This window comes from Streptomyces sp. KR55, assembly GCF_052245645.1.
Classification (GTDB): domain Bacteria; phylum Actinomycetota; class Actinomycetes; order Streptomycetales; family Streptomycetaceae; genus Streptomyces; species Streptomyces flavusporus.
Window position 1 is genome coordinate 1 of record NZ_JBQQCE010000013.1, and the last position, 23368, is coordinate 23368.

General features: G+C 70.9%; 23 protein-coding genes and 2 pseudogenes. 12 read left to right on the top strand and 13 right to left on the bottom strand.

All coding sequences use genetic code 11. The features are described from left to right. The first annotated feature begins 112 nt into the window (after positions 1–112). Entirely contained in the window at positions 113–385 is a 273-nt protein-coding gene (locus ACTWQJ_RS03370; protein WP_443305110.1) for a hypothetical protein, read from the top strand. Between the two features lie 16 nt (positions 386–401). Here the strand turns inward: ACTWQJ_RS03370 and ACTWQJ_RS03375 are convergent, their stop codons facing one another. The 3 genes from ACTWQJ_RS03375 to ACTWQJ_RS03385 form a co-directional block, all read right to left on the bottom strand. After that, the gene (locus ACTWQJ_RS03375; protein ID WP_443305111.1) at positions 402–1430 is read right to left on the bottom strand and encodes an SDR family oxidoreductase; all 1029 of its coding nucleotides are present in this window, start codon (positions 1428–1430) and stop codon (positions 402–404) included. A gap of 324 nt (positions 1431–1754) precedes the next feature. After that, a complete protein-coding gene (locus ACTWQJ_RS03380) occupies positions 1755–2411 on the bottom strand; it encodes an HAD family hydrolase (RefSeq protein WP_443305112.1) in 657 nt (218 codons plus the stop codon). Positions 2412–2488: 77 nt separating this feature from the next. Then, a complete protein-coding gene (locus tag ACTWQJ_RS03385) occupies positions 2489–3526 on the bottom strand; it encodes a PHP domain-containing protein (RefSeq protein WP_443305113.1) in 1038 nt (345 codons plus the stop codon). 148 nt (positions 3527–3674) lie between these two features. On the opposite strand from ACTWQJ_RS03385, the gene ACTWQJ_RS03390 reads away from it, so the two are divergent. Further along, positions 3675–3911 carry a hypothetical protein gene (locus tag ACTWQJ_RS03390; RefSeq protein WP_129803217.1) on the top strand — a complete coding sequence of 79 codons (237 nt, stop codon included), beginning with the start codon at positions 3675–3677 and terminating at the stop codon, positions 3909–3911. Positions 3912–3923: 12 nt separating this feature from the next. Here ACTWQJ_RS03390 and ACTWQJ_RS03395 read toward each other — a convergent pair whose 3' ends face one another. Beyond that, positions 3924–5156, bottom strand: coding sequence for a ricin-type beta-trefoil lectin domain protein (locus ACTWQJ_RS03395; RefSeq protein ID WP_443305114.1), 1233 nt, complete (start codon positions 5154–5156; stop codon positions 3924–3926). Positions 5157–5293: 137 nt separating this feature from the next. Continuing rightward, the gene (locus ACTWQJ_RS03400) at positions 5294–5827 is read right to left on the bottom strand and encodes a VanZ family protein (protein WP_443305115.1); all 534 of its coding nucleotides are present in this window, start codon (positions 5825–5827) and stop codon (positions 5294–5296) included. Between the two features lie 424 nt (positions 5828–6251). Between ACTWQJ_RS03400 and ACTWQJ_RS03405 the strand changes: the two are divergent. After that, a pseudogene (locus ACTWQJ_RS03405) lies at positions 6252–6407 on the top strand (IS200/IS605 family transposase); the annotation flags it as partial. A 182-nt stretch (positions 6408–6589) separates the two neighbouring features. Here ACTWQJ_RS03405 and ACTWQJ_RS03410 read toward each other — a convergent pair. The 3 genes from ACTWQJ_RS03410 to ACTWQJ_RS03420 form a co-directional block, all read right to left on the bottom strand. After that, positions 6590–7252, bottom strand: a complete 663-nt coding sequence (locus ACTWQJ_RS03410; protein WP_443305116.1) for a DUF4230 domain-containing protein — start codon at positions 7250–7252, stop codon at positions 6590–6592. Between the two features lie 99 nt (positions 7253–7351). Then, complete coding sequence (locus ACTWQJ_RS03415; protein ID WP_385267617.1) at positions 7352–7726, bottom strand: anti-sigma factor antagonist; 375 nt, start codon at positions 7724–7726, stop codon at positions 7352–7354. Positions 7727–7909: 183 nt separating this feature from the next. Next, the gene (locus tag ACTWQJ_RS03420; protein ID WP_443305117.1) at positions 7910–8860 is read right to left on the bottom strand and encodes an NADP-dependent oxidoreductase; all 951 of its coding nucleotides are present in this window, start codon (positions 8858–8860) and stop codon (positions 7910–7912) included. A 71-nt stretch (positions 8861–8931) separates the two neighbouring features. Between ACTWQJ_RS03420 and ACTWQJ_RS03425 the strand changes: the two genes are divergently transcribed. The 6 genes and pseudogenes from ACTWQJ_RS03425 (at position 8932) to ACTWQJ_RS03450 (ending at position 14731) form a co-directional block, all read left to right on the top strand. After that, positions 8932–9900, top strand: coding sequence for a GlxA family transcriptional regulator (locus ACTWQJ_RS03425; protein ID WP_443305118.1), 969 nt, complete (start codon positions 8932–8934; stop codon positions 9898–9900). Between the two features lie 492 nt (positions 9901–10392). After that, a pseudogene (locus ACTWQJ_RS03430) lies at positions 10393–12129 on the top strand (ATP-binding protein). After that, positions 12126–12536 (top strand): roadblock/LC7 domain-containing protein, encoded by a 411-nt coding sequence (locus ACTWQJ_RS03435; protein WP_015655861.1) that lies wholly within the window; start codon positions 12126–12128, stop codon positions 12534–12536. The pseudogene ACTWQJ_RS03430 and the gene ACTWQJ_RS03435 overlap by 4 nt, the downstream one beginning before the upstream one ends. Then, complete coding sequence (locus ACTWQJ_RS03440; protein ID WP_224737534.1) at positions 12533–12904, top strand: DUF742 domain-containing protein; 372 nt, start codon at positions 12533–12535, stop codon at positions 12902–12904. Before ACTWQJ_RS03435 ends, ACTWQJ_RS03440 begins: the two co-directional genes overlap by 4 nt. Then, positions 12885–13490, top strand: a complete 606-nt coding sequence (locus tag ACTWQJ_RS03445) for a GTP-binding protein (RefSeq protein WP_224737533.1) — start codon at positions 12885–12887, stop codon at positions 13488–13490. The genes ACTWQJ_RS03440 and ACTWQJ_RS03445 overlap by 20 nt, the downstream gene beginning before the upstream one ends. Next, entirely contained in the window at positions 13487–14731 is a 1245-nt protein-coding gene (locus ACTWQJ_RS03450; RefSeq protein WP_224737532.1) for a cytochrome P450, read from the top strand. Before ACTWQJ_RS03445 ends, ACTWQJ_RS03450 begins: the two co-directional genes overlap by 4 nt. Positions 14732–14863: 132 nt before the next feature. Here ACTWQJ_RS03450 and ACTWQJ_RS03455 read toward each other — a convergent pair whose 3' ends face one another. The 3 genes from ACTWQJ_RS03455 to ACTWQJ_RS03465 all read right to left on the bottom strand — a co-directional run bounded on the left by ACTWQJ_RS03455 (position 14864) and on the right by ACTWQJ_RS03465 (position 18528). Then, positions 14864–16372 carry a hypothetical protein gene (locus ACTWQJ_RS03455; RefSeq protein ID WP_443305119.1) on the bottom strand — a complete coding sequence of 503 codons (1509 nt, stop codon included), beginning with the start codon at positions 16370–16372 and terminating at the stop codon, positions 14864–14866. A 778-nt stretch (positions 16373–17150) separates the two neighbouring features. After that, the gene (locus ACTWQJ_RS03460; RefSeq protein WP_129803329.1) at positions 17151–17456 is read right to left on the bottom strand and encodes a DUF4235 domain-containing protein; all 306 of its coding nucleotides are present in this window, start codon (positions 17454–17456) and stop codon (positions 17151–17153) included. A 52-nt stretch (positions 17457–17508) separates the two neighbouring features. After that, positions 17509–18528 carry a glutathione S-transferase family protein gene (locus ACTWQJ_RS03465; protein ID WP_443305120.1) on the bottom strand — a complete coding sequence of 340 codons (1020 nt, stop codon included), beginning with the start codon at positions 18526–18528 and terminating at the stop codon, positions 17509–17511. A gap of 197 nt (positions 18529–18725) precedes the next feature. Here ACTWQJ_RS03465 and ACTWQJ_RS03470 point away from each other — a divergent pair, with 197 nt between their 5' ends. Beyond that, positions 18726–19643, top strand: coding sequence for a cation diffusion facilitator family transporter (locus tag ACTWQJ_RS03470; RefSeq protein ID WP_443305146.1), 918 nt, complete (start codon positions 18726–18728; stop codon positions 19641–19643). A gap of 78 nt (positions 19644–19721) precedes the next feature. Here the strand turns inward: ACTWQJ_RS03470 and ACTWQJ_RS03475 are convergent, their stop codons facing one another. After that, entirely contained in the window at positions 19722–20171 is a 450-nt protein-coding gene (locus tag ACTWQJ_RS03475) for a nitroreductase family deazaflavin-dependent oxidoreductase (protein ID WP_443305121.1), read from the bottom strand. Between the two features lie 209 nt (positions 20172–20380). On the opposite strand from ACTWQJ_RS03475, the gene ACTWQJ_RS03480 reads away from it, so the two are divergent. Further along, positions 20381–21349: an aldo/keto reductase gene (locus ACTWQJ_RS03480; RefSeq protein WP_443305122.1), complete on the top strand. Its 969-nt coding sequence runs from the start codon at positions 20381–20383 to the stop codon at positions 21347–21349. Positions 21350–21362: 13 nt separating this feature from the next. On the opposite strand, the gene ACTWQJ_RS03485 is transcribed toward ACTWQJ_RS03480, so the two are convergent. Then, entirely contained in the window at positions 21363–22196 is an 834-nt protein-coding gene (locus tag ACTWQJ_RS03485; RefSeq protein ID WP_443305123.1) for a phytanoyl-CoA dioxygenase family protein, read from the bottom strand. 69 nt (positions 22197–22265) lie between these two features. Between ACTWQJ_RS03485 and ACTWQJ_RS03490 the strand changes: the two genes are divergently transcribed. Further along, positions 22266–23168, top strand: coding sequence for a helix-turn-helix domain-containing protein (locus ACTWQJ_RS03490; protein ID WP_443305124.1), 903 nt, complete (start codon positions 22266–22268; stop codon positions 23166–23168). The last annotated feature ends 200 nt before the right edge of the window (positions 23169–23368 follow it).

The window sequence follows — 23368 nt, forward strand, 5'->3', positions numbered from 1 at the left end:
ACCTCAGGCGGGCGGGCGTCGCACTGAGCGCCGGCCCATCATGACGTGCGGTTTCGTCGCCATGGCCGGCGGTACTCGCGTATGCCTGGGGACGACACGAAGGGAGCCCGTCGTGAGCCACCACCGACACGAGGAACCCGGCCGCAGCCCCGACCCGGTGTCCAGGGACCTGCCCGACCAGCAGGCCCGCGAAGGCGAGGAGGACCCCTGGGAGGTGCCCACCCCCACAACGGACCGCGGCGGCGACGAGACGGACGTGGCCGAGACCGAGGAGCCGGCCACCGATGTCCCCGACACGGACGAGGCGGGGACGGGCAGACAGGGTGCCCCGCACTCGGCCACCGTGCATCCCGAGCACCCGGCACCGGACGAGTCACCGGCCTGACCGCGCCGCGCGTGCGTCAGCCGACCTTGCGGCCCCGCATCGGTTCCGTCCGTGCCCCCGCCCCCTGCTGGAGCCCCTGCAGGAACTCCTCGATCACCTCGGTCGCCGTGTACTCCGGCTGCCAGCCGAGTTCGGTGTGCGCGCGGTTGCAGTCCATGAGCGGCAGCCGGACGACGGCGTCGAAAAGGTGCGGGGAGGCCGGCAGCAGATGCAGTCCCCAGGCGGCGGCGATCGCCGAGCGGGCCGCGGTCCGGGGCAGCCGTACCGGACGGCTCCCGAGCAGTTTGCCCAGCAGTGCCGCGTCGACCGGCGGCTCGGCCGCGAGATTGAAGGCGCCCCGGGCGTCCGAGCCCACCGCGAGCAGATACGCCCTGGCCGCGTCGTCGGTGTGCAGGGCCTGTACGCGCAGCCCAGGAACGTCGGGCAGGAACGGCAGCAGCTCGGGACGGGCCAGCGGCCCCGGAAGGAACTTCCCGCCGAAGATCCGGCGCTGCTCGCTCGCCGACTCGCGTTTGAACAGGAAGGCGGGCCGCATCCGCACCACCCGGATCCCGGGGTGCTCGCGCTCGAACGTGTCGAGGGTGCGTTCCAGATAGGCCTTCTCCCGGCAGTACGCGGCGTCCGGCCAGCCGTGTGTCGGCCACGACTCGTCCACGGCGTCGTCCTTGGGCCCCGGCGAGTAGGCGCCCACCGAGGAGGCGTGGACCAGCGTCGGCACGCCCGCCGCGGCGACCGCGTCGAAGACCCGGATGCCGCCGAGCACGTTCGTGCGCCAGGTCGTGGCCGGATCGTGCGTCGGCTGGAAGGCCCAGGCCAGATGGATCACGGCGTCGGCGCCCAGGAACTCCCTGACGAGGTCGGCCTGTTCGGACGTGATGTCGACCGCCGACCAGTCGGTCTTCGGCGGCTGCCACTCGGGAAGCCGACGCGCCAGCCCCAGCACGGACCCGACCTGCGGGTCCTCCGAGAGAAGGCGTATGACACTGGTGCCGACGTTGCCGGTGGCGCCGGTGACGACGATCCTGTTGCCCGCTGCGTTGCTCACGTTCGGCTCCTCTCGGGCGTACTCCGCCGTGAAGGTCCGAGTACCCGGACGCGTGAGCGCATACGCAGCAATGCGCGCGCAGGGGAAAGCCCCGACCGGACGGGGGATTCCGGCCGGGGCGGCCATGTGGTGGGCACGGATGGCGGTCGCCTCTCGGCGAAAGGCTCCACAGGGCTTCAGCCGAACGATCGTCCCTGTGGGCAAAAGGTGAGGCCCGGGGACACTGTCCCATCCGCACCCACGGCGTGTTCAACGGGCGGGCACCCCCGGGTGTTCCGCCCGGCGCCGCACAGGGCGGTGATGTGTGTCACCTCCGGCGACGGTTCAGCTCAGCGCGCCGTCCGGCAGGGAGGCGAGCAGATGGGCGGGGCCGTCGTAGATCGCGTCCGCCCCGGACTCCTCCAGGTCGGCCCGCGGGATCCCGCCGCAGAGCACGCCCACGCAGCGCACCCCGGCCCTGCTGCCCGCCTGCATGTCCCACACGGTGTCGCCGACGAACACGGCCCGCTCGGCGGGCACGCCGGCGAGTTCGAGGGCGTGGGCGACGGGCTCGGGCGCCGGCTTGCCCGCCGCCACGTCGTCGGCACTGGCCGTGGCGGTGATCGCCTCGTCCGCGTCGATCGCGCGGCGCAGCGCGGTCAGTTCCGGACCGCCCGCCGAGGTCGCGAGCACCACGGTCCACCCGTCCCGGTGCAGCCGGCGCAGCAGCCGACCGGCGTCGGGCAGTGCGGGCAGCCGGTCGAAGTACTGACCGTAGAGGGCCTTGTGCGCGGTGCTGAGCTCGTCGTCGCGCTCCGTGTCCCGGTCGTCGCCCAGCAGGTGCGCGATCAGGTCGGAGGCGCTCAGGCCCACCGCGCGGTGGATGGCGTGCATCGGGATCCGGTGCCCTGCCTGCCGGAAGGCTTCCCACCAGGTCGCGACATGCAGGTGGTTGGTGTCGACGAGCGTCCCGTCGACGTCGAACACGGCCGCGCGATCCATGGCCAGTCCCTTCCGCTCTGCCTCATCAGCCGCACGAGTACCACGCGACGGTCCCGCCAAGCCGTCCCGGTCATGGATCACGCCGCCCCGGCCGGAACCCGCCCCTCCCGCGTCCAGGCCAGCAGCTCATCGGCCGACCACGTCGTCACCACCCGTTCCGCGGGCACCCCGCACTCCTCCGCCCGCGCGCAGCCGTGGATCTGCCAGTCCAGCTGCCCCGGGGCGTGTGCGTCGGTGTCGATCGCGAAGAGAACGCCGGCCGACACGGCCCGGCGCAGCAGCCGGCGGGGCGGGTCGAGCCGCTCCGGGCGGCTGTTGATCTCCACCGCCGTGCCCGACTCGGCGCACGCCGCGAACACCTCGTCGACGTCGAACTCCGACTCCGGCCGCCCCCGCCCGGTCACCAGCCGCCCGGTGCAGTGGCCGAGGACGTCCGCATGCGGACTGCGTACGGCGGTCACCATGCGGCGGGTCATCGAGCGGGCATCCATACGCAGCTTGGAGTGCACGGACACCACCACGACGTCGAGCCGCTCGAGCAGCTCCGGCTCCTGGTCGAGCGAGCCGTCCTCGAGGATGTCGCACTCGATGCCGGTCAGCAGCCGGAACGGAGCCCAGGTCCGGTTGAGGTCCGCCACCACGTCCAGCTGTGCGCGCAGCCGGTCGGCGGACAGCCCGCGGGCCACGGTCAGCCGTGGCGAGTGGTCGGTGAGCGCCGTCCACTCGTGTCCGAGCGCCGCCGCGGCCCGGCCCATCTCGTCGATCGGGCTGCCGCCGTCCGACCAGTCGGAGTGCACATGGCAGTCCCCGCGCAGCCGCGCCCGCAGCCCCTCACCGCCCCGGACCCGCGGGTCGACCAGACCCGTCTCGCCCTCCAGCTGCTCCAGATAGCCGGGCACCTGCCCGGCCAGCGCCTCCCGCACCACCTGCGCGGTCTTCGGGCCGATTCCCTTGAGGGACTCCAGCGACCCGGCGGCGGCCCGCTCGCGCACCTCGTCCTCCGGCAGCGCCTTCAGCACCCGCGCCGCGCTGCGGAAGGCACGGACGCGGTACGTCGGAGCCAGGGACCGCTCCAGCAGGAAGGCGATCCGGTCCAGGGCCTCGAAGGGATCCATCGCCACCTCCTCCGGGGACTCCTCCAGGGTTCCCCAGCAGTGCGGTGGCCGCACGACGGCCGGCACCCGGCCACCGCCGGGCTGCAAGCCGCTCGTCGAGCAGACGCACGAGGGTCGCGACGGCCGGATCCGACTTACGCTCGATGTCATGACCGAAATCGCGAGCCCCCATATCTCCCACCCGCGGATCATGGTGCTCGGCGTTCAGCCCGGGCGGCCGCCCTTCCGCATCGTGGAGATAGACGGTGAAGTGGTCGGGGCGGCGCGGGCCGTCACCGACGTCCTGGAGACCGCCGCCGCCTTCGGCATCACGGTCCACGACCTCGACGATCCGGAGGTGGTGCGATGGGTGGGCGGCGACAAGTTCACCTGGATCCCGCACTAGAACCGGTGGAGCTCAGCCGACCGTCCACTTCTGGTTGGCACCGCCCGTGCAGCTCCAGATCTGCAACCGGGTGCCGTTGGCCGAGCTGTTGCCGGTGACGTCGAGACACTTGTCGGCCTGCGGATTGACGATGTCGCGCGCCGCGGTGACGACCCATCGCTGGTTTGCGCCTCCCGTGCAGTCCCACAGCTGCACGGTCGAGCCGTCCGCGGTGCCGTGGCCGGTGACGTCCAGGCACTTGCCGAGCGCCCGGATCGTCCCGTCCGAGCCGACGGTCCACTGCTGCGCGGCGGAGCCGTTGCAGTCGTACAGCTGTACGGGGGTGCCGTTGGCGGAGCTCGCCCCGGCGACGTCGACGCACTTGCCGGCCAGCCCTCTGATCGCCACGCCGGTCGCGGTGTCGCTGGTCGTCACCGACACATGGTCCACCACGAGCTGCTGCGGGAAGACCGTGGAGCCGTCCGGGTCGCCGGGCCAGTAGCCGCCCACCGCCAGGTTCATGATCAGGAAGAATGGCTTGTTGAACACCCAGGTCCTTCCGCCCAGGTCGGCGGGGGTCCGGCGCTGGTAGACGTTCCCGTCCACGGACCAGGTGATCGAGTCGGGTGCCCAGTCGACGGCGAAGGTGTGGAAGCCGTCCGCGAAGGCCTGGCCGTTCGGCAGGGAGTAGGCGGCGCCGATGCCGCCCGAGCCGAAGTAGCCGGGGCCGTGGATCGTGCCGTGGACCGTCGAGGGCTCGTAGCCGACGTTCTCCATGATGTCGATCTCGCCCGAGTCCGGCCAGCCGACGTCGCCCAGGTCGTTGCCGAGCATCCAGAACGCCGGCCACATGCCCTGCCCGCGCGGGATCTTCATCCGGGCCTCGACGTGCCCGTACTGCGCGGTGAACTTCCCCGCGGTGTTCAGCCGGGCCGAGGTGTACTCGCAACGGCCGTACCAGCACTGGTAGTTGACCGGGTTCTCGCGGCGGGCCGTGATGACCAGGTGGCCCTGTCCGTCGAGCGCGGCGTTGTCGGTGCCGGGTGTGTAGTACTGCCGCTCGTGGTTGTTGACGTTGTCGCCGGTCTCGATCTGCCACTTGGAGGAGTCGACCGCTGCCCCGGCGGGGCCGTCGAACGTGTCGGAGAAGGTCACCGCCCGGACGCCCGCAGGCTCTGCCCGGGCGGGGGCGATCGCGGCGGACGCGACGAGTACGGCGGACAGCGCGGCGAGCAGACAGCTGCGGAGCAGGCGTGGCGAGGGCAAGGGCTCTCCCTTCCGTACGGCGCCTCGGGGTGCGGCTGCGCCGACTGAGGTGGGGGGGTGAAGGGGTCACCTTGATTTAAGAGGTGAGGTAAGGGGCCGTCAATACCCAGGTACAGACCAATAGTTGAGGCTCGGCCTCAACGGCGTACATGCACCGCCCGGCCCAGTCGGCGGCCCAGCAGCAGATAGCCCGCCAGTGCTCCCACGGTGTTGAGGATGACGTCGTCGATGTCGAAGGCGCGGCCCGTGACCATCGCCCCCTGGGCCAGCTCCACCAGGAGCATGACGGCCGCGGTGAGTAGCAGCACGCGCAGGATCCCCCGCGCCCGCGGCGCGAGAACCGGCACCAGTACCCCGAAGGGCACCCCGAGCAGCAGATTGCCGCCGATCTGCCGGATCGCGTCACGCAGCGCCGGCTGGTCCAGATAGGCCTGGAGGGAGCGGCCCGGCCGCAGATTGCTGTGCGTCAGCGCCTCGGAGGCGGGGGAGGGCTGCAGGGTCACTCGGGCCAGCACGACCGCGAAGGCCACCATGACGGCGAAGGCGCACGCCATCGCCAGTGCACGGCCGATCAGGGGAAGCAGCCGCCGCGGTGCGCGCGCCTTCCGGGCGGGGGGCTTGGCGGGGCGCGGGCGGGACAGGATGCGGGACAGCAAGGCTGCACGGGCCATTCGGTCCTCCAGTCTTCAACTTCCCATCTCTGTAAGGCGGTTACCCCCGGACAGGACAACGATGCCGCGACCCACCGCCGCGGTTTCGCCCCCTGCGACCAGGGCACTCCGCCGGAGACCCGCGCGCGCCGCCCTGGCCTCCACCCAGGCTGGTGCTTTGATGACACAGCGTGACACGACGAACCGCGGAGGTGGCCGCCCATGACCCGGCGTACGACTCTGCTCGCGCCGGCCGAGGTACTGGCCTGGTGGGTGGCGCTCACCGGGTTGTGGCTGGTCCTCGTCAGCGCGGTCGACACCCTGGAGCTCGCCGTGGGCGCGGGCTCCGCCGGCGTGTGCTCGCCTCGGCGGTCACGGCGGGCGCGGTACTGCGGGTCGCCGCGCGTGTGTTCCTCGGCCTCGGGCCCCCGCCGCCGGAGGCGGGGGAGTACGAGACGACCGGATGCGCCAGGAGTTCCCCGACCTCGTCCAGCACTACTACCGAGCCAACAAGCTGTGGTCCGGCTCCTACTTCGCCGGGTCCGTCGGCGGGGCACCCCTGGCGACAGTGCGCCGGTACATCGAGAACCAGAACCGCCCGCCGCAGCCGGCCAGGGCCAACAGTGCGGAGTCGTGCCCACGGCGCGGGTCAGAGCAGGATTGAGAAGCGATTCCCCACCGGACTGAAGCCCGGTAACCCCTCGCTAGATCCTGGTGGCCTGGCTGCTGGTGGGCGCCACGCTGCTCGGCGTGCTCACCCTGCCCGGCGTCCCGGCCACCTGATCAGGTTCCGTAGGTGACCCGCACCTCCTTGAAGCCGAGGGAGCCCAGCAGGCCTTCCAGCATGCCGGTGGTGTTGGACTCGGCCCGCTCGGTGAGCTCGCTCTCCTTCGCCGCGGCACGGATGTGCCGCACCGCGAGCTGCTGCACGGCCTGTTCGCTGTTCGGGTTGTCCGAAAACAGATCGCCCAGCCGGTCGAGCAGACCGCGCTGCTTGGACACGGCGTAGGAGCGGTCGGTGTCGAGGGCGGGATCGCCGAGTGCCGCGTGCGGCAGCCGGAGCGTGGCGGACGTACGGTCCTCGTCGACCGTCACGTCGTCCTCGCCGACCCTGCCGAGGTCGACATAGGCGTCGACGGTGCCCGCGCCGACGTACAGGGTCCGGGTGCCGCGAATCGCGTCGGGCAGGTACTTGGCGTCCTTCTCCAGATCGACGACGACCTGGAAGTTGCCGGAGGCGGCGTCGTAACGGCTGATGTCCTGGATCGACTTGAGCAGGGCCGGACCCGAGCGGTCATGCGTCTCGGTGCCGAACAGGTCCCGCAGTCCCGGCAGCACGCTCAGCCGGATCCCGGCGAACAGCACGACGAGCACCAGCACGACGGCGCTCACGGCCTTCGCCCAGCCGGGCAGGCGCCGGGGGAGGCGCTTGATGGAAGTCGTCATGGCGACGGTCCTCCTTCCTCCTGTCCACATGCCCCTCAAATCCCTTGGCCGACCGCATGGTTGACCGATGTACGACGGATGAGGGGGAGCGCCGTCCAGTCAGACGGCGGGTGTCCCGGGCCGCGGGAGGGCCGCGTCCAGTGTCGGCTGCGGCGGCAGCAGCCGCGACAGGCCGGTGACCCGCAGGACGCGCAGGGTCAGCGGGTGGGTGCAGACGAGGTGGAGTTGCCCGTCGTGGGCGAGGACCCGGCTGCGGGCCCGGTATAGCAGACGCAGCCCGGAGGCGTCGAAGAACTCGACCCTGTTGAGGTCGATCACGATGCGGGGGGCGGGCCGCGCCGTCACCTCGTCCAGGTGTGGGAGGATCTCCGCCGCGGAGAGCATGTCGATCTCCCCGCGGAACTCCAGGACCGTGTGCCCCCGCTCCTGGTGGACGCGCAGATGCCGGGTGAGCGGCGCAGCCTCCTGCCCCACGACGACCTCGCCTCCAAGCGGCCTGACGAGCCCACAACTGCGGGCCCCGCCCTGCAAGTTACCTCCGATAGAGTGAATTTCAGCATGTTCGATTGACATATGTCATCGAAATTGAGCCTGAGTTCATTCGTGTTTCGAGGGCTCCGGCAGGGCGGGGCAGGACGGAGTGGCAGGAGGCGGCGGTCAGTCGACCAGCAGGACCAGCTTCCCGGTGGTGCGGCCGGTGTCGCCGAGCGCGTGGGCCTTGGCGGCCTCGGCCAGCGGGAAGGTGCCCGCGATCGTCGCGTGCAGTCGGCCGTCCTCGACGAGTCCGGCGATGGCGTTCATGCCGGTGTGGTCGGCGTCGACGAGCATCCGGACCGCCCGGACGCCGAGCCGCTCGGCCTCCTCGTAGAAGTCGTCCGAACCGACCGGCAGGATCGAGACCACGAGCCCGCCGGGGCGCAGCACGCGCAGCGAGCGCACGGCGGTCTCGCCGCCGATGGTGTCCAGCACGACGTCGACGTCCCGCACCGCCTCCGCGAAGTCGGTCGTCCGGTAGTCGATCGCCTCGTCCACGCCGATCTCGCGCAGGAAGTCGTGCTTGCCCGCGCTCGCCGTGCCGATCACATACGCGCCCCGGGCCTTGGCGATCTGCACCGCCACATGCCCGACCCCGCCGGCCGCGGCATGGATCAGCACCCGCTGTCCCGGCTGCACGTCCGCCCGCTCCACCAGCGCCTGCCACGCGGTCAGCGAGACCAGCGGCAGCGCGCCCGCCTGCGCGTGGTCGATCCCGGCGGGCTTCAGTGCGAAGGCGCGGGCCGGGCCGGTGACGTACTCGGCGTGCGAGCCGTGACCGAACGGGTACGGCAGCATGCCGAAAACCTCGTCGCCGGGCTTGAACAGGGCGACGCCGATCCCGGTCGCCTCGACCACGCCGGACACGTCCCAGCCGAGGACGAAGGGCGGCTGCCCCAGGAAGCCGCCGGAGGCGCGGTGCTTCCAGTCGGTCGGGTTGACGCCGGCGGCCCGCACCCGGACCAGGACCTCGTTCGGCCGTGGGGCCGGCCGCTCGATCCGCACTTCCTTCAGTACCTCGGGCCCGCCGAGGACATCCTGACTGATGGCTCGCATGGTGTTCACATCGCTCATGGTGCTCCAGCCTGCCGCGGTCGGCCCGCTGGGAGAATGGCAAGATTGCCAAGCTTCGATAGGATCGTGCCATGAGTGGCAGTGACAGTGGCAATCGGCAGACGCACCGGGTCGCGGTCCTCGCGCTCGACGGTGTCTACCCCTTCGAGCTCGGCATCCCGGCGCGCATCTTCGGCGCCGCCGACGGCCGGTACGAGGTGCTGACCTGCACCGTCGATGGCCGCCCGGTGCGCACCAACGCCGACTTCACCGTCACCGTCGAACACGGCCCCGAGGCCCTGGGCACGGCGGACACCGTGGTCGTCGCGCCCATCGCACCGGAGTCCGTCTCCACCGACCTCCCGGACGAGGTCGCCGCCGCGCTCGCCCGGATCCGCCCCGGCACCCGCATCGTCTCCATCTGCACCGCCGCCTTCGTACTGGCCGCGGCCGGGCTGCTGGACGGCCGCAGGGCCACCACCCACTGGCAGCTCGCCGACGAGTTCCGGCGCAGGTACCCGCACATCGACCTCGACCCGGACGTGCTCTTCGTCGACGACGACCCCGTCCTGACCTCGGCCGGAGCAGCCTCCGGCATCGACGTCTGCCTGCATGTGGTGCGCAAGGACCACGGCAGCCGACTCGCCAACACGGTCGCCCGCCGCTGCGTGGTGCCCCCGTTCCGGGACGGCGGGCAGGCGCAGTACATCGAGCGGCCCGTCCCCGAGTCCGGCGCCGCGAGCACGGCCGCCACCCGCGCCTGGGCCCTCGAACGCCTCGACGAACCGCTGACCCTCGACGACCTCGCGGCCCACGCCCGGATGAGCCGGCGCACCTTCGCCCGCCGCTTCAACGACGAGGTGGGCCTCAGCCCCGGCCGCTGGCTGATCCAACAACGCGTCGCCCGGGCCCGGCACCTGCTGGAGTCCAGCGATCTCCCCGTGGACACGATCGCCGGCCAGGTCGGCTTCGCCACGGCCGCGTCCCTGCGCCAGCACCTGCACACGGCGATCGGCGTGTCACCCCAGACGTACCGGCGGACGTTCCAGACGACACGCTGACGCTCCGCTGCGCTCGCGCGAGAGCCCCATCGCCTCGGCTCCCCGGCGCACGTCTGGTTTCGGACTTTCTCGCCTGGGCCGCCGGGCAGGCGGAGGTGACCGCCTACTCGGCGAACACGGACGCGGTCCGCTTCTACGAACGGCAGGGATTCGGCACGCACTCCATGCCCCTGAGGCGGCTGCTCGGACCGGCCTCCCGCGGCTGACGCCCGTCTCCTCGCCCGTCGCCCGGCCTCAACCGGGCGCGCAAAGGCCATATGTCGATTAACACCCTCCTGGCGGAGAGTGACGGAACCCTCACGTCCGCACACCCGCTGAGGTTGATCCTTTCGGGTTGGAACCAGATAAGCTCCCGTCCGGCGCTGCGAGTTGACGCGATCGCGACGGGTCGGCTCTCGGTGCGTACTCATGAGTGCGGTCCCCTTGCACACCCCCCTTGCACATCCCCTGTGCACACCCCCCCGTTCGATCGTGTTGCTTCGAAGGATGCAGATGGAACTCGCCACTCCGCCCCCGGCGGCGCGGGCCCCTGTCGCCTGGTACAGCTGGTGGCTGATGCCACTGGCCTTAGGAGGCGGAACGGTTGCCGCCACGTTCATGAGCTCGGAGCGAATAACCGTCGCCGTCGCCGGAGCCGCGGCGACCGCGGCGAGCTCCGTGTGCGTACGGCTGCTGATCCGCACCCAGGCGCAACTGCGCCGCGCGGAGGGCAGCTTCCGCACCTCGCAGGCCGAGCACTCGCAGCAGTGGCAGCAGCATGTGGCGGGCCTGGAGCGCAAGCACTCCGCCGAGCGCGCCGCCCACGAGGCCCAACTCGCCGACCAGTCACGGGCGTACTAGACGCGGCTGGCCGGGCAGGCCGAGAGCTACGAGGGACGCCTCACCGAGCAGGCCGACGGCTACCAGGCGCAGCTCGCCGAGCAGGCCCGCAGCCACGAGGCGCAGCTCGCCGAGCAGACCGCCATCTGGCAGGAGCAGCTCGCCCACCAGCAGGCAGCGGTGGCCCGCCTCGCCGACGAGCAGCTGCCCGACGCGCTGAAGCGGCTGCGCGCCGGTGACGCCATCGACGACCTGCTGCCCTCCGTCAGCCAGTGCGCCAAGGTCGCTCCCGAACTCCAGGCCGATCTGCGCAAGGTGCTGCGGACCGCCCTGATCGGCGTCGAGGAGGAGTTCAACCGCTCCACCTCCGCCGAGCAGGCCGTGATCAGCATCGGCAACCGCATCCACGTCCTGACCAGCAAGCTCCGCGGCCGGCTGCACGAGATGCAGGGCGAGCACGGCCGGCTGCCGGCCGTCGCGCGCGGCCTGATGGAGCTCGACCAGGCGATCGGCCCCGCCGACTGTCTCGCCGCCAGCATCAGTGTCCTCGGCGGCTCGGACCGGCCCGGCCGGCAGTGGCAGGAGCCGCAGCGCCTGCTCAGCGTGGTCCGCGGCGGCATCGGCCGGATCAAGGACTTCCACCGGATCGACGTACGCCACCTGCCCGAACTCGGCGTCGACGGCGGCCTGGTGGACCACCTCACGCTGATCTTTGCGCACTTGCTCGACAACGCTGCCCGCTACTCGCCGCCCACCGAGCCGGTGCTCGTCTCCGGCAAGGAGGTCCCGAACGGCGTCGGCATCGAGATCCAGGACTCCGGCAAGGGCCTGAGCGAGGAGAAGAAGCGCGAGGCCGAGCACGCCCTCGCCGGTACCGCGCCCGGCGCGGGGCTCGGCGGCATCTCGGAGGACGCGAACACCGGTCTGCGCGTCGTCGGCATCCTCGCCCGCCGGTACGGCATCCGCGTCACCTTCGCGGACTCGCCGTGGCTGGGCACTTCGGTGGTGGTCGTGGTTCCGCACAAGTACTTCAGCCCGCTGCCCGCGGCCGCCTCCGCCGCCCCGGCGGCGACCGCCCCGACGGCGCAGGCCGCCCCGTCCGCCCCGGCCCGCGAGCAGCGCGACGCGGCAGCGGACCCGGCCGACACCGACGACGCCGTGGACACCACGCCCGGCGGCCTGCCCCGGCGCCGCAGCAAGCGGCACGAGGCGGCACGCCATGAGCCGGCCGAGCGCCCGGAGCGGACGGAGGAGACGACGAGCGTTGCCGCCGTTCCGCCCGACGCGTCCTTCGCCGGCCTGGCCGCCTTCGCCACCGCGGGCCGCGAGCCCGGCGAGGAAGGCGCGACGGCCGACCGCCGTGAGTCCACCGAGCAGCACCGCACTGAAGAGAGCGACAAGTCCACATGACGCAGCAGGGAACCGATGTGAGCTGGGCGCTCCGCGATCTGGTGGAGTCGATTCCGGAGATCCGCTTCGCCCTCGTGGCCTCCAGCGACGGCAAGGCCATCACCTCCTACGGCGCCGAGGACCCCGACGACGTCGACCGTTTCGCGGCCGTGGTGGCCGGACTGCAGGCGCTGGCACAGCCGGTCGCCGAGCAGTTCCCCAAGTACGCGGGGCAGCTCAGGCTGGCGATGATCGAGGTCGACGGCGGCCACCTCTTCGTCGTACGAGCCGGGGTGGAGACCTATCTCGGCGTCCTCGCCCGGGAAGGCCTCGACCAGGGCCTGCTCGGCCACCAGATGAGGGACCTGGCGCGCAGGATGGGTGAGTTGCTCGGCACCACTCCGCGCCTGGAGGAGCACTCTGGATGAGTGCTCCCCGCCGGCCCACGAACCCGTCCGGTCTCGAGCGCTACTACGTCCTCACCAAGGGACGCAGCGGACCGGGCGGTTCGGCGTCGAGTCTCGACGTGGCGACCCTCATCGTCTCCCGCACCAGCCCCGCACCGGGGATGCAGCACGAGCACGAGGAGATCCTCCGGCGCTGCCGCGATCCGCTGTCGGTGGCCGAACTCGGCGCCCACCTCGGATTGCCCTTCAACATTCTCGCGGTGCTGCTGACGGATCTGCTGGAGGCAGGCCACGTCGAAGCCCGTGACCCCATCCCGGCGCACCACGCCGGCCGCGGGCCGGACCTCGCGCTCCTTGAGGAGGTACTCAGTGGACTTGAAAGGCTTTGACCGTCCCGGTGGGCCGGGTGGCGGGGGCACCCGCTCGGTCAAGGTGATGATCGCCGGTGGCTTCGGCACGGGGAAGACCACCATGGTCCGCTCGGTCAGCGACATCAAGCCGCTCACCACCGAGGAGACCCTCACCCAGGCCAGCGCGGACGTCGACCACCTCATCGGCGTCGCCGACAAGACGGAGACCACCGTCAGCCTGGACTTCGGGAAGATCAGCCTCAACGACAGCCTGATGCTGTACCTGTTCGGCACGCCGGGCCAGGAGCGCTTCTGGTTCCTGTGGAACGGCCTGTTCAAGGGCGCGCTCGGCGCGATCGTCCTGGTGGACACCCGCCGCCTCGCCTCCAGCTTCCGGGCGATCGAAGAGATGGAGCGGCAGAACGTCCCGTTCGTCGTCGCGCTGAACGTCTTCCCCGACTCCAAGGACTATCCGGTCGAGGAGATCCGGGACGCCCTCGACATCTCCCCGCACACCCCGATCGTGGCCTGCGACGCCCGCGACCGGGCCTCCAGCCGTGACGTCCTGGTCACCCTGATACGTCACTTGAAGGAACGCTCTGCCGTCGCACTGGAGTCCCGATGAACGCCCAGCCCTTAAACGATCCCGATACGCCCCGCGGTTGCCCCTTCGGCCATGACACCGAGCTCACCCGGCTGTACGGGCCGGAGGCGGCGACCGACCCGCGCGGCATCTACGAGCGGCTGCGCAAGGAGCACGGCTCCGTGGCTCCGGTGCTGCTGGAGGGCGACATCCCCGCCTGGCTGGTACTGGGCTACCGGGACAGCCGGCGAGTGCTCGACAATCCCCTCCAGTTCCCCCGGGACGCGCGGATCTGGCGGGACTGGCGGGAGGGCCGGATCGCGGACAACTCTCCGCTGGTTCCGATGCTCGCCTGGCGCCCCGACTGTGTGTCCCAGGACGGCGAGGCTCACCGCCGACTGCGCGGTGCCGTCAGCGACGGGCTGCAGTCCGCCGCCGACCGCGGTGTCCGGCGCCACGCCACGCACTTCGCCAACAAGCAGATCGACGCGTTCGCGGACTCCGGCCGCGCCGATCTGGTGGCGGACTACGCCGACTATCTGCCGATGCTCGTGATCGCCCGCATTCTGGGGCTTGCCGAGGCGGAGGGGCGTCGCCTGGTCGAGTCCTGCGCCCAGGTGATGAAGGGCGGCGAGGACGCCGTCACGCACGACGGCGTGATCAGGGAGATCTTCGGTGAACTCGCCGAGCGCAGGCGGTCCGAACCCGGCTCCGACCTCGCCACCGGCCTGCTGGAGCATCACGCGGCGCTCGACCACGACGAGGTCGTGGCCCACCTGCGCGCGGTGCTGATCGCCGCGCACGTCACGACCAACCTGCTGGCCCGGGTGCTGGAGCTGGTCCTGACCGACGCCTCCCGGCTCTCCGGGCTGATCAGCGGTCAGCTGAACATCTCGGCGGTGGTGGAGGAGGCCATGTGGAACTCTCCGCCGCTGGCCGTCCTACCGGGGCGCTTCGCTGCCAGCGATGTCGAACTGGGCGGGCACCGCATCGAGGAGGGCGACCTGCTCGTTCTCGGTCTGGCCCCGGGCAACCTTGACCCCGAGATCCGGCCCGACCCGGGTGTCTCGGTGCAGGGCAACCAGGCGCACCTGGCGTTCGGCGCGGGCCCGCACGAGTGCCCCGGGCAGAACATCGGGATGTCCATCATCGAGATCGCGGTGGACGTCCTGCTGCACCGTCTGCCGGGCCTGCACCTGGCCGTGCCGCCGGAGGAGCTCACCTCGACCGCGTCCACATGGATGTCCCTGCTGGACAGCCTGCCGGTCGAGTTCGAGGTATAGGCCCTGAGACGCCGCTGCCCGGCCTGGCAGCGGCGTCATCTCACACGGAGCAGGGCCGCGGCACCGGTCCGAGGTCGATGGTGAGGACGGCCCCACCACCATCTACTGGGTTTCTGGAACAGGATTGAGGCGTCAGCCGTCGAGCCAGTCGCCTGCGAGGTCCGTGGGACGGTATCCCGTGGCGTTCCAGAGGAAATGCGGGTGGGCACAGCCGAACATGTAGGCGAGCAGTGCGGTGTCCTCCCTCCCGGTCTGAGGGTCGTGCAGGGCGTAGAAAAACTCAGATCCGACTGCGCCGGAGTCTTGTTGGACATCACGAGCGCGGGCCGTGGACGGTGCGGCGCTGGATGCCTCCACGGCGGCGATGTACGTGCGGCGCAGGATCTCCCATGTGCTGTCGGTGTTGCCGTGCCAGGGGCCGTGCAGTGCTTCGAAGGCATGGAGCTCGGCGTCGAAGAGGGGCCATGTCTCGGGGTATTGGGCTCGGCAGCGAGCGGACAGCTCGGCGGTCCGGGTGCTCAGAGCTGGTGCGGTGGGCCGCGGGGCGATGGTGAGGGTGGTGCCGTGGGTGAGGATGCCGGTGCATGCGTTGGGCTGAAGGTCGCACAGCGGGCAGTCCTGGGCCGGGGGGAGGCTCTGGGTGATGCCGTCGAACCACAGGGCGTGGCGGCCCGTGAGCCCCAACCAGACGATGGTGCTGGTCATCAGCCAGGTGTTCCACATCGGGGGATGCGCCTCGGGCATGCAGCCGTACTTGATGAGGGCGATGGCGCTGGCAGCGTAGAGGGCCTTGGTGTGGGAGGGCATGTCGGCGAGCCAGAAGTTGCTGATCTCGCCGGTGAGGGCGTCGGCTCGTACGTCGACCATGTCGTCGACGACGCGGCACAGCAGCAGGGAGGCGAGGTGTTCTTCTTGCCAGAGTTCGGTGTCGGGCGAGACGTGCCAGAACAGGCAGTCCATCATCTGCAGGAGTGAGTAGGTGCTCTGGCTGAGTGGGTTGGTCTGGGGGAGTACGACGCTGCCCGCGTGATGCTGTTGGAGCCAGTACTCGTCCACGGATCGCTTATGGGCTGCGTAGAGTCCGCAGACGAGGGCCCGTGCGGTGTTGGTGCTGAAATTCTCGGCCAAGCGGCCTTCGATGAGTTGGGTGAGGTGCGTGGTGTCTATGGTGTCGATCACGCGTTTGTATTCGTGGAAGAGCAGGATGTCGTCCTCGAAGCGGTGGCGGTAGCCAAGGTCTCGTTCAAGGTCGTTCATCTGCCGGGCCAAGACCCATCCACCGGTCAGGACGCTGTCGAGTTCCCGGTGGTACGGCCAGGTCTTGACGGTGAGGGGACGACCGGCGCTCTGCCGCCAACCGTAGTCAGCCAGCGTGCGTGCGGGGGGCGTGGGCAGCCGACGGCACAGAGGGCACGTGCAGACGGTTGTTTGCTCCTCCTCGCGCGGCGGGGTGAGTGCCCGGCTCCTCCAGGCCCCTTCCAGCATCACGCAGGTCAGTCGGCAGACCTCAATATCGGTGCTGACTTGGGGGAAGGCCGCTTCGATCACGCGCAGGCTGGTGTCGAGTCGCCTCAACCTGGCGTAGCCCTCCTCGTCGGGCGGGAGGAACGCGCGCGGCGCCAGATGGAGGGCTCCCTCCACATGCAGCGTGGTGCTGGAGTGGGGGGATCCGAGTGCGTCCAGCCGCTGCTGAGCGGCGTTCTGGCAATCTCGGTACTGCTCCGTGCACCCATTGATGTGTTTCGCAAAGAGGCGGGCCAGGTTGTTCCCCGCCTCCGCCGGCTGGAGCTGGGCGCTTGGCTGCGCCGGGAGCAAGCTGTCGGTGGACGTCTCCGGACCACCGCCTACGACTCGAGAATTCACACCGGTCTCCCTTCAAGCTGTGCTCCTGGCAACGGAATCGATCGGCCGTGGTTGTTGGCCGGTCGTGTCCGAGAAAGGGGAGCGGGTCGCCCACCTGCTGCTTCGAGGACGATCTGCCCTGCGCCCGCCCGGTTCTCGAACGCGGCGAGCCGCTCGTCCACGGCAGATTCATCCGCGACACCGCCGGCGGCCTCCCATGAACGGCCCGCCCTTGTCGAAGGGGAGATCGAACCGGACGTCCTGCGGCATGCGTTTCCTTTCGGGAGACGGCAGCGCAAAGTCCCCCCGCCCCTGCGCGCGGGCGGTCACCGTGACCGCCCGCGCACTCGAACTGGGTTTCGTGGTACGAAAGTTGAACCGGAAAGCGGTATGAGACTGCCCAGAGCGTAAATGATCTACGCGTAACCGGACCGTGATGTCCGTTACTGCTCAAGCCTCTTGAGCTGCGTATACTCCCTCGCCCCACACCGGTAACACCGACGCGTACCGGGACCGAAGGTGCGGTTACGGCCCCATGCCGAGGCCCGCCGTGCCGGCCGCCGCCGTGTCGGCCGAGTCAGTCCCGGCCGCCCTTCTCCTTGGTCGGCCACACGCCGGTCGAGCGCGCGATGGCCTTGGCGCCCGTGCGGTCCACCGCGCTGCGCACCGCCGCGAAGATCGCTCCCTGGATGGCGGCGGCCAGCAGAATCTCCCCCCAGCCGCGGTCCGGGTCCAGCGCGTCGGGCGCGTCCTCCTCGTGCCGAAGCGCCATCCACGTCTTGCGGAAGGCGAGGCCCGCCAGCGCACCGCCCGCATAACCCAGCACCCATCCGACCGGCTGGTAGGCGAGGGGGAATTTCTTCTTCTTGCTCTTCTTGGCCACCGTGGTCTCCTCGGTTGTCGGTGTACGGGCTGGGCTGCGCCGGCTGCGGGGTTCAGGGACGGCCGGCGGCCGGGACCTCCTCACCCGGACGGACCGGCCCAGGCGATGTGCCGTCCCCGAACGGACGGCCGCCGAGTTCCTCGCGGTGATGCGGGGTCAGCCAGCCGGACAGATCCGGTCCCAGCGGCACGATCCTGGTCGGATTGATGCCGGTGTGCACCTGGTGGTAGTGCCGCTTGATGTGGTCGAAGTCGACGGTGTCCCCGAAACCGGGCGCCTGGAAGAGATCGCGTGCGTACGCCCACAGCACCTGGTTCTCCGTCAGCTTCCAGCGGTTGCACTTGAAGTGGCCGTGGTAGACCGCGTCGAAGCGGACCAGCGTGGTGAACAGACGGATGTCCGCCTCGGTGATCGTGTCGCCGACCAGATAGCGCTGCCGGGCCAGCCGTGGCGTCAGCAGCTCCAGCCGCCGGAAGACGTCCGAGCAGGCGGCCTCGTACTCCGCCTGCCCGGTGGCGAAGCCCGCCCGGTACACACCGTTGTTCACGTCCTCGTAGACGTCCGCCATCACCTCGTCGATCTCGTCGCGCAGCCGCTCCGGGTACAGGTCGGGTGCTCCCTCCCGGTGCAGGGACGTCCACTGGGTCGCGAAGTCCAGGGTGATCTGCTGGTAGTCATTGGTGACCAGCTGCCCGGTGGGTACGTCCACGATCGCGGGCACGCTGACGCCGCCCGGGTAGCCGGTCTCCCGCTTGTCGTAGGCCTCGCTGAGATAGCGGATGCCGAGCACCGGGTCCCGCCCGTCCGGGTCCAGGGTGAAGCGCCAGCTGCGGTCGTCCTGGATCGGATCGGCGACGGCCAGCGACAGGGCGGCCTCCAGCCCCAGCAGTCGCCGGGAGATCACGGCCCGGCTCGCCCATGGACAGGCACGGCTGACGACCAGCCGGTAGCGGGCCGCGGCCACCGGCCAGCCGTCCCGGCCGTCCGCGGTGATCCGGTCCGTGAAGTGGCTCTTGGACCGCCGGAACGGCTTCCTGCCGTACGCGGTGTTGCCGTCGCCCCCGGCGCTCATGACCTGTCTCCTTCCCAAGGGGGGCATGTACTGACCACCTGATTCCCCGAGTTCCCCCCTTTCCGCTCACGGCACGGTGTGACCCGCGCCGACCGGGGCAGTCGGCGATGATGAGCGGGACAACCACGCACGCACAGCACGACCGCACCCCGGACCGCGGGCAGGCGCCCAAGGCCGACCGCAGGACGCGCCTGACCGTGCTGGTGGCGCTGGCGGCCAACCTGGTGATCGCGGTCGCCAAGACGGTCGGCGGACTCACCGCCGGGTCCCCCGCCCTGCTGTCCGAGGCAGCGCACTCCGTGGCCGACAGCATGAACGAGGTCTTCCTCCTCGCCGCCCTGCGCCGCAGCCGTCGCCCCGCCGACCGGCGCCACCCCTTCGGCTACGGCAAGGAACGGTTCTTCTGGTCGCTGCTGGCGGCCGTCGGGATCTTCGTCATGGGCGGCTGCTTCTCCTTCTTCCAGGGCTTCGAGGCGCTCAGCAGGGGCACCGAGGACAGCTTCGGCGGCTATGTGGCCGGCATGATCGTGCTCGGCGTCGCCCTGCTCACCGAGGGCGTCTCCCTGCTGCGGGCCCTGCACCAGCTGCACGGGCAGGGCACCGCCGACGGCCTGCGCGATCCGGCCCTGCGCACGGTGATCGCCGAGGACGGCACCGCGGTGCTCGGGGTGACCCTCGCCCTCGCCGGTATGGCGGTGCACATGGCCACCGGCCAGGTCGTGTGGGAGGCGTCCGCCTCGCTGGCCATCGGCGCGCTGCTGGTGTACGTCGCCTACCGACTCGGCCGGGACGCGCGCGACCACCTGATCGGCGAGGCCGCCGACCCGGAGACGAGCGGCAGGATCCGGGCGCTGCTGCAGGCGCAGCCCGAGATCGACAGCGTGGAGGCGCTGCTCACGATGAAGACCGGCATCGACTCCACGCTGGTGGCCGCCCGCATCGACCTGGTGCCCGGCCTGGACAGCGAACGGGTCGAGGAGGTGGCCGTACGCATCAAACGGTCGATCGCCCGCACGGTTCCCGAGGCGGACCAGATCTTCCTCGACGTGACCGACCGGCCCGCGCAGGAGACACACGAAAGCCCCGCCGCGACGGGGGAACGCGGCGGGGCCTGAACTGCGAGTGCCCGCCGTACGGCGCTTCATGCACCCCGGGCACGACAATCTGCGAATTTTCTCGGAGAAACGGCGGGATCAGTCCCCGTCGACCGGTTCGAGGACGAAGACCGGGATCTCACGGTCCGTCTTCGTCTGGTACTCGGCGTACGGGGGATAGGCGGCCACGGCACGCTCCCACCACTCGGCCTTCTCCGCGCCCGTGACCTCGCGGGCTGTCATGTCCCGCTTCACCGCGCCGTCCTGGAGCTCCACGTGCCGGTCGGCCTTGACGTTGTGGTACCAGACCGGATGCTTGGGCGCCCCGCCCAGCGAAGCGACGGCTGCATACCGTCCCTCGTGCTCGACGCGCATCAGCGGAGTCTTGCGGATCTTGCCGCTCTTCGCGCCCCGAGTGGTGAGCACGATGACGGGCATCGAGGTGTCCTGCAGGGTCGTTCCCTTGGTGCCGCCGGAACTCTCGTACAGCTCCACCTGCTCGCGCACCCACTGCGTCGGGCTGGGTTCGTACTCACCCTCAAGAGGCATGGCAACCGTCCCATCGTCGCGTTCCGGAGCCGTCCGACACGGCTCACTGGCACCGAGGCTAAACAGTGACAGGCGAGGGTTTCATCCACGCCGGCCGATGTTGCGCCACAGGCATTACCTCGCGGGCCGTCGCACCGGCCGGCCGGTTGGAGCGCGCGCGAAGCCGTACGCTCGGCTCGGACCCCACTCCGACGGCAGGAGCAGCAACGATGCAGTACGTGAAGCTCGGTTCCACGGGCCTGGACGTCTCGCGGATCTGTCTGGGCTGCATGACCTACGGCCTTCCCGACCGCGGCGTGCACGAGTGGACCCTCGACGAGGAGGCCTCACGCCCGTTGATCCGGCAGGCACTGGAGGCCGGGATCACCTTCTTCGACACGGCCAACGTGTACTCGGACGGCACCAGCGAGGAGATCGTCGGCAAGGCACTGCACGACTTCGCCCGCCGGGACGAGATCGTGCTCGCCACGAAGGTGCACGGCCGGATGCGGCCCGGCCCCAACGGCGGCGGACTGTCCCGCAAGGCGATCATGACCGAGATCGACCACAGCCTGCAGCGCCTCGGCACCGACTACGTCGACCTGTACCAGATCCACCGCTGGGACCCGTACACGCCGATCGAGGAGACGATGGAGGCACTGCACGACCTGGTCAAGGCGGGCAAGGTGCGCTACATCGGGGCGAGTTCGATGTACGCCTGGCAGTTCTCCAAAGCCCAGTACACCGCCCAGCTGCACGGCTGGACCCGGTTCGTGTCGATGCAGAACCACTACAACCTCCTCTACCGCGAGGAGGAGCGCGAGATGCTGCCGCTCTGCGCGGACCAGGGCGTCGGCGTACTGCCCTGGAGCCCGCTGGCCCGCGGCCGCCTCACCCGCGACTGGGGCACCACCACCGAGCGCAGCGCGGCCGACGGCTTCGGCAGCCGCCTCTACCAAGAGGGCGACCGCACGATCGTCGAGGCCGTCACCCGGATCGCCGGCGACCGCGGCGTGCCCCGCGCCCAGGTGGCCCTGGCCTGGCTGCTGCACCAGGACACGGTGACGGCGCCGATCGTCGGTGCCCCCAAGCCGCACCACATCGATGACGCCGTGGCCGCTGTCGAGCTGGAGCTGACCGACAAGGAGATCGAGGAGCTGGAGCAGCCCTACACGCCGCACCCCGTCAGCGGGCACTGACGGGCGGCGGCGGTCAGTGCGGCCCGGGCGGTGCGAACTCGGTGCCGCACGGGCCGCCGCCCTCGCTCTCCGGCAGCGGCACGCGCTCGGCGTCCATCGTCAGCGTGCGGTAGTAGCCGCCGATGCGCTCGGCGGAGCGGCCGACGTAGTGGCCGATGAACGAGCGGCGGAACCGGTCCTCGGTGCGGTTCGGCTCGGAGCCGTGCACCAGGCTGCCGTTGAAGAACAGGACGTCGCCCGGCTCCATGTCGACCGGCACCGTCGCAAGGCCGGGCGGCGGCGGTACGTACTCCCGTGCGAAGGACACCTCGGTGTCCGCCTCCTCGGGGCAGAAGATGTCCATCCGGTGCGTGCCGGGCACGACCTCCAGCCCACCGTTGTCCCGGCCGATCACATCGCAGGCCACCCAGGCCGCCACGCAGGTTCCCGGCTCGACCCGCAGATAGAAGTTGTCCTGGTGCAACGCCTGGCCGCGCGCACCCGGCGGCTTGAAGTAGAACATGCTCTGCGCGGCCAGCACCTCCTCACCGAACAGCGTCTCCAGCACGCCGCGCAGCCGCGGGTCCAGCAGGAAACGCAACGCCACCGGGTTGATCTCGTGCGGCTGCATCACCCTCGGGTAGGCGGCCAGTGGATCTTCGGGCGCGCCGGGCGGGACCGCACGGGGCTCGAAGTGCCCCGGCACGGGCCCGGCCGCGTGCAGCGCCGCGAACTCGGCGCACAACCGGTCGATCTCGTCGTACCCGAACAGCTTCCGGACGACCGTGAAGCCGTCCTCCTCGAACCGTGCGCGGCCCTCCTGGGTCAGGATGGGAGAACCGGCGGCGCCGATATCCGTGACTGTCATGCGTCCACTCCTCGGTGAGGTGTCACTGGTCCATCACGCTAGGCCGACGCGCGGTCCGGGAGGATGCCCATGAGCGCTGACGACTTGCCCGGGACTGCCGGGGACGGCGTCCCGTCCCCGCCGCCCGGACTGGTGGTGGTCGGCCACTTCGACCAGTCTCAGGGCTACGCCATCGACCGGCCACGCGGGTCGGACAGCTGGCTGTTCACCTGGACGACGGGCGGGCAGGGGCGGCTGCGCCAGGGCAGTGCCGAGACGCGGGCGGGCGCCGGGGACCTGGTGGTGCTCGCCCCCGGGGTGCGGCAGGGCTACGGCGTGGCGCCCGGCGCGCCGCACTGGCGCTTCTGGTGGGCGCACTGCCCGGCCCGGCCGACCTGGTCGTCCTGGCTGCGCCCGTACGACGTGGGCGACGGCGTGTACGTCATCACCCCCGTCCCGGCCGGGCTGCACGGCCGCGTCGAGTCCGCCTTCCGCCGGATGCTCACCGACGCCCGCTGGACGGGCGCGGAGACCCCGCCCGCCACCACGCCGGCGGACGACCGGATCACGATGGCTCACGGCACCGCCGCCCGGGAGCTGGCGCTGTGCGCCCTGGAGGAGGTCGTCCTGCTCACGGCCGCCGCCGCGCGCACCCCCTCGCCGCCGCCCGGTGTCGACGCCCGGGTGCGCCGGGCCGAGGCGCTGATCGCCGCCGACCCGGGCGCCCCGCACACCGTCCGCTCACTGGCCGACAGCGTCGCCCTGTCACCCTCCCGGTTCGCGCACCTGTTCACCCAGCAGCTCGGCCAGTCGCCGATGCGGGCCCTGCGCGAGGCACGCCTGCGGCACGCGGCCCGGCTGCTGGAGGGCACCGACCTGTCCGTGGAACGCGTGGCCGCGGCCTCGGGCTTCGCCAGCCCGTTCCACTTCAACCGGGTGTTCCACGAGCGCTACGGCACCCCGCCCGGCGCCTACCGCGCGCAGCACCGGTGAACCGCCGCACGCCCGGTCCAAGGGGACGTCCCGTCGTCGGTCCTCTCGTCCGAGGGCGACGAGACGAGCACGAGGACGCTGCCCGAAGCTTCGGCCAGCGACGCGCAGGGCGCCTACAGCACGGAAAGCCTGGTGCGTTGGGCCATGGCGGTCGACGAGAGCGGAGTCAGGGCATCGCACTCTCCCGCTCCAGCGCGTGC

Excerpts from the sequence above, each read along its gene's own strand:
- ACTWQJ_RS03380 (WP_443305112.1), bottom strand. The coding sequence starts at position 2,411 with ATGGATCGCGCGGCCGTGTTCGACGTCGACGGGACGCTCGTCGACACC.
- ACTWQJ_RS03385 (WP_443305113.1), bottom strand. The coding sequence starts at position 3,526 with ATGGATCCCTTCGAGGCCCTGGACCGGATCGCCTTCCTGCTGGAGCGG.
- ACTWQJ_RS03390 (WP_129803217.1), top strand. The coding sequence starts at position 3,675 with ATGACCGAAATCGCGAGCCCCCATATCTCCCACCCGCGGATCATGGTG.
- ACTWQJ_RS03400 (WP_443305115.1), bottom strand. The coding sequence starts at position 5,827 with ATGGCCCGTGCAGCCTTGCTGTCCCGCATCCTGTCCCGCCCGCGCCCC.
- ACTWQJ_RS03410 (WP_443305116.1), bottom strand. The coding sequence starts at position 7,252 with ATGACGACTTCCATCAAGCGCCTCCCCCGGCGCCTGCCCGGCTGGGCG.
- ACTWQJ_RS03420 (WP_443305117.1), bottom strand. The coding sequence starts at position 8,860 with ATGAGCGATGTGAACACCATGCGAGCCATCAGTCAGGATGTCCTCGGC.
- ACTWQJ_RS03425 (WP_443305118.1), top strand. The coding sequence starts at position 8,932 with ATGAGTGGCAGTGACAGTGGCAATCGGCAGACGCACCGGGTCGCGGTC.
- ACTWQJ_RS03435 (WP_015655861.1), top strand. The coding sequence starts at position 12,126 with ATGACGCAGCAGGGAACCGATGTGAGCTGGGCGCTCCGCGATCTGGTG.
- ACTWQJ_RS03440 (WP_224737534.1), top strand. The coding sequence starts at position 12,533 with ATGAGTGCTCCCCGCCGGCCCACGAACCCGTCCGGTCTCGAGCGCTAC.
- ACTWQJ_RS03450 (WP_224737532.1), top strand. The coding sequence starts at position 13,487 with ATGAACGCCCAGCCCTTAAACGATCCCGATACGCCCCGCGGTTGCCCC.
- ACTWQJ_RS03465 (WP_443305120.1), bottom strand. The coding sequence starts at position 18,528 with ATGAGCGCCGGGGGCGACGGCAACACCGCGTACGGCAGGAAGCCGTTC.
- ACTWQJ_RS03475 (WP_443305121.1), bottom strand. The coding sequence starts at position 20,171 with ATGCCTCTTGAGGGTGAGTACGAACCCAGCCCGACGCAGTGGGTGCGC.
- ACTWQJ_RS03480 (WP_443305122.1), top strand. The coding sequence starts at position 20,381 with ATGCAGTACGTGAAGCTCGGTTCCACGGGCCTGGACGTCTCGCGGATC.
- ACTWQJ_RS03485 (WP_443305123.1), bottom strand. The coding sequence starts at position 22,196 with ATGACAGTCACGGATATCGGCGCCGCCGGTTCTCCCATCCTGACCCAG.
- ACTWQJ_RS03490 (WP_443305124.1), top strand. The coding sequence starts at position 22,266 with ATGAGCGCTGACGACTTGCCCGGGACTGCCGGGGACGGCGTCCCGTCC.